Source organism: Sorangiineae bacterium MSr11954, assembly GCA_037157815.1.
GTDB lineage: Bacteria > Myxococcota_A > Polyangia > Polyangiales > Polyangiaceae > Pendulispora > Pendulispora albinea.
The window spans coordinates 9,480,048-9,493,209 of sequence record CP089984.1; the positions used below are offsets into that span (position 1 = coordinate 9,480,048).

The window sequence follows — 13,162 nt, forward strand, 5'->3', positions numbered from 1 at the left end:
GGCTCGCGGGGAGCCGCCCTCCCCGCACCCGCCGACGACGAAAGGGCGGCCTCACCGGAAGGCGCGCCGAAACTCGAGCTCGAGCACCTCGAGGAACGTTCGGACCCGGGGCGAGAGATGCCGCGAGCTCGGGTAGAGCGCGTGGAAGGCTTGCGCCAAAGAATAGCCGCGCAAAAGGACGCGCAGGCTGCCGTCGGCGATGGCGGGATCGGCCACGAAGCGCGGCAGCCGCGCGATCCCGAGCCCCGCGATCGCCAGCTCGCGCAGCAGCGAGAAGCTGTTGACGGACACGGTGCCGCGGACGTGGACCGCGATCCGGCGCCGTCCCTCTGCGAACTCCCACTCGGCGGGGACCTGGTGGTCGTGCATCAGGAGGCACGCGTGGCGCGCGAGATCGCGGGGGTGCTTCGGGGTGCCGTGCCGCGCGAGGTAGGCCCGGCTCGCGCAGATCGCGAACGTGTGCGGGGCGCCGAGGGCGCGCGCGATCAACGACGAGTCTCGGAGCCCGCCGGCGCGCAGGGCGATGTCGAAGCCCTCTTCGACCAGGTTGACGTGGCGCGAGGTGAGGTCGACGTGAACGCGCACGTCGGGGTAGCGGCCTAGGTACGTGGTCAGCACCGGGCCGAAGACGAACTGACCGAGCTCCATCGGCGCCGTGACGCGCAGCAAGCCCGAGGGCGCGAGGTGAAGGTCCGAGAGCGCTCGTTTGGCCTCCACCAGCGCCTCCACGGCGGGCGTCGCGAGCTCGCGGTAGCGGCGGCCCGCGTCGGTCAGGCGCACGACCCGCGTGGTTCGCTCGAACAGGCGCACGCCGAGATCGTTCTCGAGCTGGGCGAGCTTGGCGCTCACCGTGGAGGCCGGGATGCCGAGCGCCTTGGCCGCGCCGCGGAACGTCTGCGCCTCCGCGATGCGGAGGAAGATGGTGACGGCGTTCAGATCGGTCGCGTCTCGATTGTCCAGCATGCCGATCAATCTAAGCAGATCACGCGTATTGTGCACCTTGGTAATCGGCGGCAGGTTGAGGCATGACCAACGGTACGGCACAGACCTCGATGCCGAGGGGCGCGGCCCTGAAACGCGCGGGCTCGGGCTCTCATCTCTTCTCCGAATTCCACATCAAAGGCGTGTCGCTGAGGAACCGCATCGTGGTATCGCCCATGTGCCAATACGCGGCGGACGAGGGGGTCCCCAACGACTGGCACCTGGTTCACCTGGGCGCGCGCGCCGTCGGCGGGGCGGCGTTGGTGATCGCGGAGGCGACCGCGGTGTCCCCGGAAGGGCGCAACACGCCGGGCTGCACGGGGCTGTGGAACGATGCGCAGGCGGAGGCTTGGGCGCCCATCGCCCGATTCGTCCAGCGCCATGGCGCGGTGCCCGGAATCCAGCTCGCGCACGCCGGGCGCAAGGCGTCCGCGAACCGGCCGTGGGAGGGCGACGACCATATCCCGCCCGGCGATCCGCGCGCGTGGGATCCGCTGGGGCCGTCGCCCATCGCATACGGCGCGAACCTGCCGCGCGTGCCGCGCGCGATGACGAAGGACGATATTTTACGCACGCAGCGTGATTTCGTGGCCGCGGCGAAGCGCGCGCTGGCCGCGGGCTTCGAGTGGCTGGAGCTGCACTTCGCCCACGGCTATTTGGCGCAGAGCTTCTTGTCGCCCGTCGCCAACGCGCGCACAGACGACTATGGCGGCAGCTTCGAGAACCGCGCGCGCTTCCTCGTCGAGACCTTGAGCGCGGTGCGCGCGATCTGGCCCGAGAAATATCCGCTGGCGATCCGGCTGGGGGTCGACGACTTCACCAAGGCCAGCCGGCCGCTGGAGGAGTCCATCGAGCTGGTGCAAAAGCTGAAAGACCACGGGCTCGATTTGCTCGACGTGAGCCTGGGCTTCAACACGCCCGACGTCTCCGGCGTGCCGTGGGGTCCCTCCTTCATGGCGCCCATCGCCCAGCGCATCAAGAACGAGGTCGCGATCCCCACCGCCGTCGGCTGGCTCATCACCGAGCCGCAGCAGGCGGACGACATCGTCGTCGAGGGACAGGCGGACCTCGTGATGCTGGCGCACAAGGAGCTGGACGATCCGCACTTTCCCTATCACGCGGCGAAGGCGCTGGGCGTCGCCAATCCTCAGGACGTGCTGCCACCTCGATATGCACACGCGCTGAAAGAAAGATGAGAACGCTCCGCGTGCGCGCCGGTCCTCGACGTACTCGAGGACCTGGGTGGAGATCGCCACGTCGAAGCTGCCGTCCGCGTACGGGAGTCGGTTCGCGCTGGCGGCCTGGAACTCCATGGGCGCGCCCGCGTCCGAGACGGTTCGCGCTCGGGCGATGGCGAGCATGCTCTCGCTGAGATCGACGCCGGAGACCCGGCCGTCGCGGCCCACCAGCGCCGCCATCTCGGCCGCGAGCAGCCCGGGCCCGCAGCCGATGTCGAGCACGCGTTCACCGGGTTGGAGGTCGAGCGCGCGCAGCACCTCGCGGCGCTGCTCGACCACGTCCGGCGTTCGGTAGATGGCCTCGATACGTCGTGATGTCTCCGCGTCGAACTCCACCATGCCGCTCATGCGCGCTCCTCGTTTTGGCGATTCGTATCAGAATTGGATGCTGCCGCGTCCGAAGATCTCGAAGTTGTCACCGCGCTGCGTGGAGTCCGACTCCAACCGCACGTGAGGATATGCGCCTCGATCGTCGGCGCCCTGCAGACCGGCGCGCCAGGTGTTACCGGCCGCGTCGACGTGGGAGTATTCTCGCTCGCTCCAGATATGGAGGGGGACGATGCGATTCAATCCCGGATCGTTCAACGTTCCGAGATCGGCGCGCCCATCTCGAACTTGGACGGCCGACGAGGATCCCGTGATGTTGCTCTTCCGCAACTTGAGCGAGGTATCACCCGCCGTCTCGATGCCGCTCCCTTGCCCCACCGTGATGGTCACCCCGGAGATCGAGGTGGAGCGACCGCGGTACACGAGGATACCGCTCCCCTCGTTCGTCGAAATGGTGGATCCCACGATGGTGGCCTCGCTCTCGCTGAGCGAAGCGCCGCGTTCGCACGTTTCGAGGACGCTGTCTTCGATAGCGACGTTGGCCTCATTGGCCCGCAAGCACGTGCTGGCATATCGGATCTTCGAGCGGCGAAGCTTCAATGTCGCCGATTGGCTCGCCGACACGCCTTCGTACCAGCCGCCGTCCATCGGCGCGCCGCTCACCGTGCTGTCTTCGACGGTAAGCGATGCCTTCCCTGCGGCGACGATCGCCGAGCCCCTGCTGCATATTTTTGGCAAGTTGGATGGCTGCGTCACCTCGGCGTTGGTCAGGGCGGCCACCGAATCGTCGCCGGCGGAGAGAGCAAACGGGGCATGGATCGAAATATGGCTCACCGTCGTGGTGGCCTTGTTGCTCAAGGTGATACCGCCTCCGCGCTTCCAGCAATCCCTCTCGGTCACCGCCGACATCCAAGGCTTGCTGCGGATTGCGCCACCATCCATGTCGAGATGGGCGTCCATCGAGAGCTGCACGGCCGTAGACGTTACATCTTCGATGGTGACTTGGCGCAAGATGGCGTTTGCGTTCCCTTCGAGCTGGAAGCCCGTGCTGCCCGCGATTTTGACATTGGTGGCGCGCAAGGTGCCGGTGCGCGCGAAGATGCTCGTACCTTCGAGGACGAGATCGCGCAGCTCGCCGCCCCCCTCGAACTTCAGGCGCGCGGTCCTCGAAGCCTTCCCGATGACGGCGTTGCCGATACCACGAAGGGTGACCCCATCGGGCACCGTGACCTCCGAAAAATCATCGGCCCCCGAGTCGTATGTCCCTTCCTTCACGACGATGGTTTGGCCTTTGCGCACGAGCTCCAGCGCTCGCTTCAAGCTGCGCACCGGGTGATCGGGGGCGCCGATGGCCGCGTCGTACCCGCGGGGCGACACCACGATGTTGCAATCCGTGCTCTTGGCCGGCTCGCAGACGGCGCTCGGTACGTCTTTGGGCGGTTGCCATGGGTGGGTATTGGAGTCGTCTGCGCATCCTGCGCCAGCCATGGTGAGCGCGCCGAGGGAGGCGAGAACAAGCAAGTTAAGGGTGGTTTGAGATGCAAGAAAGCGAATGTCGATACTCTTCATCGTAGGGAATCGAAGTTACTGCAACGGCCGAGCCACGTTCGTCGGCGCGTTTTCACGCGCGATACCCCCGCCGGGGACGGTGTCATGCGCTGAATCGGTTACGTGGTGCAGGCGGCACACTGGAATCGTTTCACGCGCCTTGGAGCATGCGGCGGCGGCTCCAACACCCGATTTTGGCCATTCGCGCACCTCACGCCCAACGTGGCGCCCGTCGCCTCGCACGTCATCTCGTCATCTCGTCGTCCGACCGCTTGCATGACGGAACTTCGGGATGTCCCCGGCCGTCAATCCGAACATCGTGATGTCCCCGGCGGTCAATCCGAACTTCGGGATGTCCCCGACGGTCAATCCGAACTTCGGGATGTCCCGGCGGTCAATCCGAACTTCGGGATGTCCCCGGCGGTGACTCGCTCAGAGCGTGATGCTCCACGCGTCGCGCGTACCGGTATCGTCCGATCGCCACGCGAATACGACGTTTCGCGGGTTGGTAATCCCCGCGACAGGAAGGTCCGCGCGACCGCATGTCGCATCATCGGGTAAGCACGCACCGGCGCGCTCTTCGCGCAGCGCTCGAAGCTGCTTGCCCGCGCCCAGCAGCCGCAAGAATTTCGCCCAGTACGCTGCGCGTTCCACCCCGAAGGCGCGCGTTCGCGCCAGACTGTACCCCGCACGAATTCGCCTTTGCGCCCGATTGCCCCGGTGTTATCGATGGGGGATTAACGTTCGAGCGTGGAGCACGTATGTCCGATTTGTCTGGATTCCCCATTGCCGCACGTTGGCCGGCGCAGCACCCCGAGCTCTTGCAGCTCTATTCGGCCACCACCCCCAACGGCGTGAAGATCTCGATCATGCTGGAGGAGATCGAGCACCCGTACGAAGCGCACCGCATCGATATCAGCAACGATGAAACGTGGACCCCCGAGTTTCTGTCGTTGAATCCAAACGGCAAGATCCCCGCGATCATCGACCCGGACGGGCCGAACGGCAAACCCATGGCGCTGTTCGAGTCCGGCGCCATCTTGCTGTACCTCGCGGAGAAGACCGGAAAACTTTTGCCGGTCGACCCCGCGGAGCGCTACCAGACCATTCAGTGGGTGTTCTTCCAAATGGCGGGTATCGGCCCGATCTTCGGGCAGGTGGGCTTCTTCAACAAGTTCGCCGGCCGGCACTACGAGGACAAGCGCCCGCTCCAGCGCTATGTGGCCGAGTCGAAGCGCCTGATCGGCGTGCTCGAGACGCGCCTGCGCGAGCACGGGCGGCCGTGGATCATGGGCGACGATTACACCATCGCGGATATCACCACGCTCGGCTGGGTGCGCCATATCATTGGCTTCTACGAGGCGCGGGACTTGGTCGAGTTCGACACCTTTACCCATGTCCCCGCCTGGCTGGAACGATGCCTCGCCCGCCCCGCCGTGCAGCGGGGGCTGCTCGTTCCCAAGCCTCGTCGCTGAGCGGGGTGGGGCGCGCTACACGGCAGGCTGGTCCGACGTGACCGTTTGGAGCACCGACGCATAACTCGGCGCGAACGCGCCGGGGGCGCCTCGTTCGCGCAGCATGCGGTGCATCTTGGGCAAGCGATAATACGGCACCGCGACCAAAAGGTGATGCTCCACATGGTAATTGACGTGGCACGGCGCCACGGTCATGCGCGCGAGCCAGCCCGCGCGCGTGGTGCGCGTGTTGCGGAAGGGGTTGGAGCCGCGCTCCGTGCACGCGTGCTCGGCCATCGAGCGAATGCGTAAGAAGAGGCCGAACGTGGTGAAGTACGCGGCGGCCCAGGCCCAATAAAGCCAGAGGTGCCCGGCGGCGGCCAATACGCCCGCGAGCACGAGGTTGGTGAGCACCATGCCGGACATGTTCCGCAGGCCAGCGCGCACGTAATCGACGAAGCGGCGATCGCCGCGGGGCTTTCGAACGGCGACGGCGGCCACCGTGTACTCCAGGACCTCGATGTCCATGAGGAACAGGCCGAGGACGCGCTTGACTGCGCTGATGCCGAGGAGATCGCGCAAGAATTTTCGGAGGAGGGAGCCGCGCGACGTGGGAAAGGCGGCCGAGAGGCTTTGATCCGGATCGCGGTCGCTGCCGGCGTGGGCGTGGTGCCCCATATGGTGCTTGCGGTAGCGCGCCACATCGTTCCAAACGGGGCGCGCGCACAGCCAATCGGTGAGCACGTCGTTCAAGATGCGATGCGCGAACAAGGTGCGGTGCGACGCTTCGTGCATGAGGATCGCGAGCGCGAGCTGGCGGCCGCCCAGGACGATGACGGCGAGCACGAAGGTGATCGGGTGCGGCCAGCGCGCGAGGGCGGCGAACACCAGCGCGATGATGCCCCAGGTGGAGGCGATCGCCCAAAGTCCGGCCGCGGTGGAGCGCTGGGTGAGCTCGCGGAGCTCGTCGGGCGTGAAGACGTCTTTGGCTTTGGTCGGTGTGGGGAGGCTCATGTCACTGGATCCATCCGTCGGGCGGAGGGTTGTCATCGCTCGGCTGCACGGTGGAGAGCGCCGCCGATCCGAGGCGGAGGCCGAGAAAACGCCTCCAGATCGCCCGGCCCGCGCGATCGAACGCCTGCACGTCCTGCACGAACGCGCGGCGCGCCTCCGCGTCGACGAGGGGCGCGGGGAGCAGCGGATCGTAGACGACTTGGCGGATGGCGCTCGCGCCGAGGAGAAAGACTTCGCGCGCTTGCACGTCGAGATCGAGCTCGGGCGCGCGCTCCAACCACGCATCCATGCGCGATCGCAGCCGCCGGTACGAGGCCTCGAGCGCCTTGCCGTCCCATAGATGGCGCGCCCGCGCGTCGAGCTCGGGATCGAACCCGGAGGCGCAAAAGACGCTCGCCTCGAGCTCGAGACCCAAGGTGTGGAGGCGGCTGCGCACGGAGTCGATCCCTCCATCGAGGTTGTTGGGGCGTACCGAGAGACCGCGTTCGAGCTCGCGAAACCCCAGCATTTGCAAGGCGCGCGCGCGGCGCTTTCGAACGGAGCGATCGCTGCCCACCGGGGCGCTGCCGTGCACCGCCACATAGTCGCCGCCCCAGTTGCGCACACGCATCTCCGCCGTGCGCCACCCGGCCACCTCGGTCGCGAGCTCGGCCGCGACCTCCCCCAGCCGATACTCGCCGCGACCGGCCGCCTCGATGAGCCCCGCCGAGGAGAGCCGCACCAAGGTGACGCGCACGCTGTTTTCGCTGATGTCGAAGAGCGAACAAGCGACCGCGAGCTTCTTCACCGTGATGGAAACACCCCCGCCCGCGGCCGAGAGCAGGTCGAGGATCAGGCTCTTCGCGGTGGGCGCCATTCTTTGAACATTACATCCTCGACCTCATGGAGTCAAAATCGGTAATATTCAGCCCCTCGGAGGAGGCCACCGCATGGACACGCTCGAGACGCTCACCACCCTCACGTACCGCACGGAGAATCGCATCGCGCGCATCACCTTGAACCGTCCCGAGCGGGGCAACGGCATCACCCCGGACATGCCGCGCGAGCTCGCGCAATGCGTGGAGCGCGCCAACCTCGATCCAAAGGTGCACGTCATCGCCCTGTCCGGCAACGGCAAGGGCTTCTGCGGCGGCTACGATCTGGTGATGAGCGCCGAGGCACGCATGATCGATTCGAGCGGCGAGCACACGGCCATCCCCGAGGGCTCCCCGCTGCACCCTCGAACCATCTTCGAGAACCACGATCCGAACCAGACGTGGGACCCCATGGTGGACTTCGCGATGATGCACCGCAACGTGCGGCACTTCATGAGCCTCTTCACCAGCGACAAACCCGTCGTATGCAAAGTACACGGTTTTTGCGTAGCCGGAGGGACGGACATGGCCCTCTGCTCGGATCTGCTGATCATCGAGGACACCGCGAAGATCGGCTACCCGCCGGCGCGCGTATGGGGCGTGCCGACCACCGCCGTGTGGGCGCACCGCATCGGCATCGAGAAGACCAAGCGGCTCCTCTTCACCGGCGATTGCCTCTCGGGCACGGAGGCCGTCGCCTGGGGGCTGGCGTCGGAGTCGGCGCCGCGCGAGGCGCTCGACCAACGCTTCGAGATCCTCCTCGAGCGCATCGCCCGGGTCCCCATCAATCAGCTGATGATGATGAAGCTGCTCGTCAACCAAACCGTCATGGGCGCGGGATTACCCACGGCGCAGGTCCTCGGCACCGTGTTCGATGGGATCGCGCGCCACACCCGCGAGGGATACACCTTTCAACGGCGCGCGGCCGAGGCGGGCTTCAAGCAAGCGGTGCACGAGCGCGACGATCCGTTCGGCGACTTCGGCCCATCGACCTTCAAGGGTTAGCGCGAGCCTGCGCCTTCGGCTCCGCGCGCGGGGTCGCGCTTTGGACGATCATCCCGCCCACCATCGCAAACACGAAGGCGAGGGTGGACGGGGCGAGGCTCACCACGGACACGAGCGCCGGCCCAGGACAAAATCCGCTGATGCCCCAGCCGACGCCGAACAAGGCCGCGCCGGTGACCAGGCGGCGATCGACGGTGGTGGCGCGCGGCCAGTGGAACACGTCGGCGAGGCGCGGGCGCGCGGCCTTCTTGGCCAGCCGCACGAAGACGAAGTGAACGGCGATGGCGCCGATCATCACGAAGGCCAAGCTCGGATCCCATGCGCCTGCGATATCGAGAAAGCCGAGGACCTTCGCGGGCTGCGTCATCTGCGCGATGCCCAGGCCGATGGCGAAGACGAACCCAGCGACGAACGCGGCGGCATCCATCTTTTTCATGATGCTCAGCCCTTCGTGAGGAGGTGTCGAACGATATAGGTCGACGCGATCCCGGTGGCCATGAAGGTCAGGGTCGCCACCATCGAGCGCGGGGAGAGACGGCTCAGACCGCACACACCATGTCCGCTGGTGCACCCACCCCCCAGCCGCGTTCCAAAGCCGACCAAGAGCCCGCCGACGATGGCCAGCGGCACCGAAGCCGGCGTGGCCCCGAGCGAGCCCGGGTAGGTGAACGAAAGGACGGCGCCGCCCGCGAGGAGCCCGAAGAGGAACCACGCGCGCCACGAAATATCGTGCTTTCCGTGCGAACCGCCGGCCTGGTCCGCGCCGCGCGGAGGACCTCGCAGGATCTCGCCGAGGATGCCGCTGATACCGGCGATTCGGCCGTTCAAGAGGAGCAGCATCGACGCGCTCGCGCCGATCAATGCGCCGCCAAGCAGCGCGGACCAGGGTGTGAAGTTCGTCATCGTCGTCTCGGCCTCACCAGAGTCACAGCGTCACGGGATCGCCGAAGCGTATCGCCGTCGGCGGCGTCGCGCACCGGCGCCGTTTCGATCTCGCGCGACTGCTGGGCTATGGGACGCTGCGGTTTTGGCGTACGATGCGGGCACTTCGACCCCGATGTCGAAAAAAGAAGACTTCTTCACGCGCATCAAAGTGTCGAGCCCCGTTCGCGCGCTCGGGCGGCGGGCCGTCGAGGTGTTGGACGCGCGCGAGCGCCGGGGCGATCTCCGCCCCAGCGCCTGGCATCGGCCGGCGGGCGCGTGGGCGCTCGAGCGCGCGCGCTTGCTCACCATTTTGCCCGAACGCGAAATGACGACCCTGATCCGGGATGCGCGCATTCACAGGTACGGACGCCGGAGCATCGAAAGCTTCGACGACGACGATCCGCACGTCTGGATCGTCCTCGAGGGCGGGGTCAAACTGTGCCGCACCAGCGCGCTCGGGCAGCGGTGGATCGAGGCCATCCTCGAGCCGGGCGATGCCTTCGGACGGCTGTCGGTCCACTCCGAGGGGGTCGCGTACGAGGTGCAAGCGCTGGAGCCCACGCGCCTCGCCGCCATCGCCCGCGATCGCTTCGAGGCGCTCTTGCGCGCCCATCCGGAGCTGGCGTACTCCGTGGTGCAGCACCTGGAGGCGCGGCAGCGCAAGCTCGTTCGCCGCATCGAATCGCTGGTGTTCAAGGACGTGCACATGCGCGTGGCCGAGACGATCCTGGAGCTCGCGCGTGAACCCGGCGATCCCTGTCCGCATGGCTTCGCGGTGGATCTGCGCATTACGCAACAGGACATCGCGGAGCTGGTGGGGGCGTCGCGTCAGATGGTCAATCGGGTGCTCGGCGACTTCGAGCGCCGCTTGTACCTTCAACGCCTTGGCCGCGTCGTTTGTGTGCTGCACCGCGAAAGACTGGAGCGCTTCGCGGAGAGCGCCGCGCAATCGGCCGGCGATGCGTCCGAAATGTCCGAAGTGTCCACCCGTTGACAGCAGCAGGGCGCGGCTCCGCGTAACGGGAGGATATGCCCCCGTCGTCGCTGCATCGTTTCGTCCGCGGAAGCCTGGCTAGGTCCTTCATGGCCATGTCGTTGGCCGCGTTCTTCATGGCAACGTCCTTGCCCGCGTTGGCCCAGTCCGCGCCGCGCGCACGACCGGCGATTCATGAGCGCGTGGAGGCGCTGCCGCGTGAGGGGCCGCGTCATGCTCTCGACGTGACAATCGTCGGCGCGTACGCGCGCGTGCTCGATTCGAAGCGGGTCTCGGGGCTCGCGGACATCGGGCTCTTCGAGCTTCGCGCCCGCCTCTTGCTCGGCGGAAAGGCCGCGTACTGCGCGGGGCTCGACGGCGCCGTCGGGGGGAGCAACCGCGGCGCGGTGTACGCGGCCACGCTCTATCCGGGCGGCATCGGCGGGCGCTGGGGCGATGGAAACGGGATCGCGTTGTGCGGCGGCGCCGGCGTCGACGAGGCGGTGGGCGCGCTACCCGTGGCGGCACGGTTTCCGGTGGAGTGGTTTCTCGCGGTGAGCGTCGGCTCCATTCGGCCGACTCTGTGGGTGCGGCCGTCGTGGATCGCCGGGGCGGATGCGCGGCGGCGTGGCGCGTCGATTCCGTTCATCGACGAGCTCGAAGCGGGGGTGCTCGTGCGATTGAGCCCGCAACATCGTTATTGGGAAGACGTCAATGCCGGGGGCGGGCTCGCGCTGGGGATCGTGTACCGCGAGTTCATGGATACGCGCTCCGTGGCGGCGGTGATGGGCTTCAACCTGGTGGGTGCGCGATGAGAACGGCGCGAGGTATGCGGCTCTTTTTGCGATGCATGGTGGCCGTTGCCATCGCGGCTCTCGTCGTTTTCGCCGGCGCGGCCGCGGGCGCAGACGGCGTGGCCGCGGGCGCAGACGGCGCGGCCGCGGGCGCAGACCACACGCCTGCAGACGGCCCGGGCGTCTCGCACGAGAGCGGCTTTTTCGCAGGCACCGGCGGGGTCAAACTCTTCGAGCAATCGTGGCGCGTTCGAGGGCGGCCGCGCGCGGTCGTGGTCATTCACCACGGATTGAAATCGCACAGCGAGCACGATGCGGAGCTCTCGCGCCGTCTCGTCGCGCAAGGGTACGATGTTCATGCGTATGACATGCGCGGGCACGGCCGCTCGGAGGGCCGCCGCGCGACCATCGATGATTTCGACGATTTGCTCGGCGATCTCGCGCTCTTCCTCGCGCGCGTACGAGCACGCGAGCCCGGGCTCCCCATCTTCCTCCTCGGTCACAGCGTGGGTGGCGCCGTCGTGACCTTGTTCGCCCTCGAGCGCCACCCGCCGCTCGCCGGCGTCGTCCTCTTGGCGCCCGCCCTTCGCGTCGACAAACCGCTCCTCCTCGCCGCCGCCACCCCGCTGTCCGCCTCGCTCCTGCCCAACTTTCCCGCGATCGACATCCCCGACGGCTCGTTCTCGCGCGATCCCCAGACGGTCGCGAACCTGGCGCGCGATCCGCTCGTCGAGCATTCTCCGGCGCCTGCGCGCACCGCCCGCGCGCTGCTTCGGGCCATCGAGCGCATCTGGGCGCGCGCCGGCACCTTCGACCTTCCGCTGCTCGCCCTCCATGGCACGGGCGACCACGTCACCGATCCGCGCGGGACCGCCGAAATCGTCGCGCGGGCGCGCACCTCGCCCGAGCGCAAAACCCTCCTGCTCTACGGCGGATTGTACCACGACTTGCTCCACGAGCCGGAGCGCGCGCAGGTCATGGACGACGTCATCGCGTGGTTGAATGCGGCGCAGGAACGCGTACCATCGGCGCGCCCCGATCGATTTTGAATCGCGCGTCGGTCGCGAGGATCCCCACTACGGATTTGGGCCAGAGCATCCGCGCGCGAGCCATTCACGCAACGCGCGGAACGAGGCCGGGTTTGGGAACGTGCCCACCGTGGTTACGAGACGTCGTTGTGCTGCTCGTAATGTACGCCGTCTGCCGGTTTGAGCGTGACCGGCATGGGTGGGCCGTGCGAAGAGGCTTCGGCGCTCGAGTCTTGCGTTGGGTGCGGCGACGGCGTGTTGGGAACCGGTCGAAGGTGTGAGGCGAGAAGCGTGGTTCCTGGTGCCATGCGGACGCCAGGCCCCGCGTGCACCGTGACATTGTTGAATCGGAGAGGATCTCCGCAAACGTTGCAGACGACTTCGGCGTGCGCGGGCCGCCCGCAGAGAAGGTGGTGGACCTGCACGGGGGCTCCTTCGGGCTCGCTGGCCCAGGTATCACCCCATCGCAGAAGGCTCAGAAGTATGGGAAAGAGCGCCTCGCCCTTGGTGGTCGGGCGATACTCCCAGCGCGCAGGGTGCTGGCTGTACAGGACGCGCTCGAGGACGCCTTTTTGTACCAACGTCTCCAGACGCGCCGCGAGGGTGTTCGTTGGGATACGGAGATCTTTGCAAAGCTGCTCGAAGCGGCGCAGCCCGAAGAAGACGTCGCGGAGGATCAAAGGAGCCCACGATGGCTCGATTTGATCCAACGTACGAGCGATGGAGCAATGAAATTTCGCAAAGGGATGAGAAATGGTAGTCGAACGTTTCATGTCGTGACCGCCCCGTCGGTATTCGCTGATTGGCAGTTGAACAGTCGCGTCGAAAGAAAACCCAAACGCAAGCGATGACGCGAGCGCGAACGGGTACGCGCACGCACCCGTTGCGCAGCGCGCTTCTTTCCTTCGCCCTCACCGGCGCGAGTCGCTGGATCGACGGCGATCCGTTCCAGCAACGCAACGCGGCTATTTCGCTTTATCGATCCGTCGACCTCTCGCATGCTCATGACATCGGTACGAATG

Annotated in this window: 14 protein-coding genes; 7 read left to right on the forward strand and 7 right to left on the reverse strand. The window is 66.9% G+C overall.

The genetic code is table 11. The features are described from left to right. Window positions 1-51 precede the first annotated feature (51 nt). The gene (locus LZC94_37140) at window positions 52-963 is read right to left on the reverse strand and encodes a LysR family transcriptional regulator (GenBank protein WXB13458.1); all 912 of its coding nucleotides are present in this window, start codon (window positions 961-963) and stop codon (window positions 52-54) included. Window positions 964-1,052: 89 nt separating this feature from the next. Here LZC94_37140 and LZC94_37145 point away from each other — a divergent pair, with 89 nt between their 5' ends. Together LZC94_37145 and LZC94_37150 are read left to right on the forward strand one after the other, a co-directional pair. Next, a complete protein-coding gene (locus LZC94_37145; protein ID WXB20295.1) occupies window positions 1,053-2,177 on the forward strand; it encodes an NADH:flavin oxidoreductase/NADH oxidase in 1,125 nt (374 codons plus the stop codon). 46 nt (window positions 2,178-2,223) lie between these two features. After that, window positions 2,224-2,514 carry a hypothetical protein gene (locus LZC94_37150; protein ID WXB13459.1) on the forward strand — a complete coding sequence of 97 codons (291 nt, stop codon included), beginning with the start codon at window positions 2,224-2,226 and terminating at the stop codon, window positions 2,512-2,514. An 80-nt stretch (window positions 2,515-2,594) separates the two neighbouring features. On the opposite strand, the gene LZC94_37155 is transcribed toward LZC94_37150, so the two are convergent. Then, window positions 2,595-4,067: a right-handed parallel beta-helix repeat-containing protein gene (locus LZC94_37155; protein ID WXB13460.1), complete on the reverse strand. Its 1,473-nt coding sequence runs from the start codon at window positions 4,065-4,067 to the stop codon at window positions 2,595-2,597. 788 nt (window positions 4,068-4,855) lie between these two features. Here LZC94_37155 and LZC94_37160 point away from each other — a divergent pair. Further along, entirely contained in the window at window positions 4,856-5,569 is a 714-nt protein-coding gene (locus tag LZC94_37160; GenBank protein ID WXB13461.1) for a glutathione S-transferase N-terminal domain-containing protein, read from the forward strand. A gap of 15 nt (window positions 5,570-5,584) precedes the next feature. Here the strand turns inward: LZC94_37160 and LZC94_37165 are convergent, their stop codons facing one another. Beyond that, entirely contained in the window at window positions 5,585-6,562 is a 978-nt protein-coding gene (locus tag LZC94_37165) for a fatty acid desaturase family protein (GenBank protein WXB13462.1), read from the reverse strand. A gap of 1 nt (window position 6,563) precedes the next feature. Then, window positions 6,564-7,418 carry a hypothetical protein gene (locus LZC94_37170; protein ID WXB13463.1) on the reverse strand — a complete coding sequence of 285 codons (855 nt, stop codon included), beginning with the start codon at window positions 7,416-7,418 and terminating at the stop codon, window positions 6,564-6,566. Window positions 7,419-7,491: 73 nt separating this feature from the next. Here LZC94_37170 and LZC94_37175 point away from each other — a divergent pair, with 73 nt between their 5' ends. After that, on the forward strand, window positions 7,492-8,421 hold the full coding sequence (locus tag LZC94_37175; GenBank protein ID WXB13464.1) for a crotonase/enoyl-CoA hydratase family protein: 930 nt from the start codon (window positions 7,492-7,494) through the stop codon (window positions 8,419-8,421). Here LZC94_37175 and LZC94_37180 read toward each other — a convergent pair. Continuing rightward, on the reverse strand, window positions 8,411-8,857 hold the full coding sequence (locus LZC94_37180) for a YeeE/YedE family protein (protein WXB13465.1): 447 nt from the start codon (window positions 8,855-8,857) through the stop codon (window positions 8,411-8,413). The two genes, LZC94_37175 and LZC94_37180, sit on opposite strands and share 11 nt — an antisense overlap. 5 nt (window positions 8,858-8,862) lie before the next feature. Beyond that, window positions 8,863-9,324: a YeeE/YedE family protein gene (locus LZC94_37185; protein ID WXB13466.1), complete on the reverse strand. Its 462-nt coding sequence runs from the start codon at window positions 9,322-9,324 to the stop codon at window positions 8,863-8,865. A 154-nt stretch (window positions 9,325-9,478) separates the two neighbouring features. On the opposite strand from LZC94_37185, the gene LZC94_37190 reads away from it, so the two are divergent. The 3 genes from LZC94_37190 (at window position 9,479) to LZC94_37200 (ending at window position 12,161) form a co-directional block, all read left to right on the forward strand. After that, window positions 9,479-10,339, forward strand: coding sequence for a Crp/Fnr family transcriptional regulator (locus tag LZC94_37190; protein ID WXB13467.1), 861 nt, complete (start codon window positions 9,479-9,481; stop codon window positions 10,337-10,339). An 89-nt stretch (window positions 10,340-10,428) separates the two neighbouring features. Further along, window positions 10,429-11,133: a hypothetical protein gene (locus LZC94_37195; protein WXB13468.1), complete on the forward strand. Its 705-nt coding sequence runs from the start codon at window positions 10,429-10,431 to the stop codon at window positions 11,131-11,133. Beyond that, window positions 11,130-12,161, forward strand: coding sequence for a lysophospholipase (locus LZC94_37200; protein ID WXB13469.1), 1,032 nt, complete (start codon window positions 11,130-11,132; stop codon window positions 12,159-12,161). Before LZC94_37195 ends, LZC94_37200 begins: the two co-directional genes overlap by 4 nt. Before the next feature lie 113 nt (window positions 12,162-12,274). Here the strand turns inward: LZC94_37200 and LZC94_37205 are convergent, their stop codons facing one another. Further along, a complete protein-coding gene (locus LZC94_37205; protein WXB13470.1) occupies window positions 12,275-12,820 on the reverse strand; it encodes a helix-turn-helix transcriptional regulator in 546 nt (181 codons plus the stop codon). Window positions 12,821-13,162: the final 342 nt, after the last annotated feature.

What these genes read in the sequence shown, in the direction of transcription:
- LZC94_37140 (WXB13458.1), bottom strand. Translation starts at nt 963, where the DNA reads ATGCTGGACAATCGAGACGCGACCGATCTGAACGCCGTCACCATCTTC.
- LZC94_37145 (WXB20295.1), top strand. Translation starts at nt 1,053, where the DNA reads ATGCCGAGGGGCGCGGCCCTGAAACGCGCGGGCTCGGGCTCTCATCTC.
- LZC94_37160 (WXB13461.1), top strand. Translation starts at nt 4,856, where the DNA reads ATGTCCGATTTGTCTGGATTCCCCATTGCCGCACGTTGGCCGGCGCAG.
- LZC94_37165 (WXB13462.1), bottom strand. Translation starts at nt 6,562, where the DNA reads ATGAGCCTCCCCACACCGACCAAAGCCAAAGACGTCTTCACGCCCGAC.
- LZC94_37170 (WXB13463.1), bottom strand. Translation starts at nt 7,418, where the DNA reads ATGGCGCCCACCGCGAAGAGCCTGATCCTCGACCTGCTCTCGGCCGCG.
- LZC94_37175 (WXB13464.1), top strand. Translation starts at nt 7,492, where the DNA reads ATGGACACGCTCGAGACGCTCACCACCCTCACGTACCGCACGGAGAAT.
- LZC94_37180 (WXB13465.1), bottom strand. Translation starts at nt 8,857, where the DNA reads ATGAAAAAGATGGATGCCGCCGCGTTCGTCGCTGGGTTCGTCTTCGCC.
- LZC94_37185 (WXB13466.1), bottom strand. Translation starts at nt 9,324, where the DNA reads ATGACGAACTTCACACCCTGGTCCGCGCTGCTTGGCGGCGCATTGATC.
- LZC94_37190 (WXB13467.1), top strand. Translation starts at nt 9,479, where the DNA reads ATGTCGAAAAAAGAAGACTTCTTCACGCGCATCAAAGTGTCGAGCCCC.
- LZC94_37195 (WXB13468.1), top strand. Translation starts at nt 10,429, where the DNA reads ATGGCCATGTCGTTGGCCGCGTTCTTCATGGCAACGTCCTTGCCCGCG.
- LZC94_37200 (WXB13469.1), top strand. Translation starts at nt 11,130, where the DNA reads ATGAGAACGGCGCGAGGTATGCGGCTCTTTTTGCGATGCATGGTGGCC.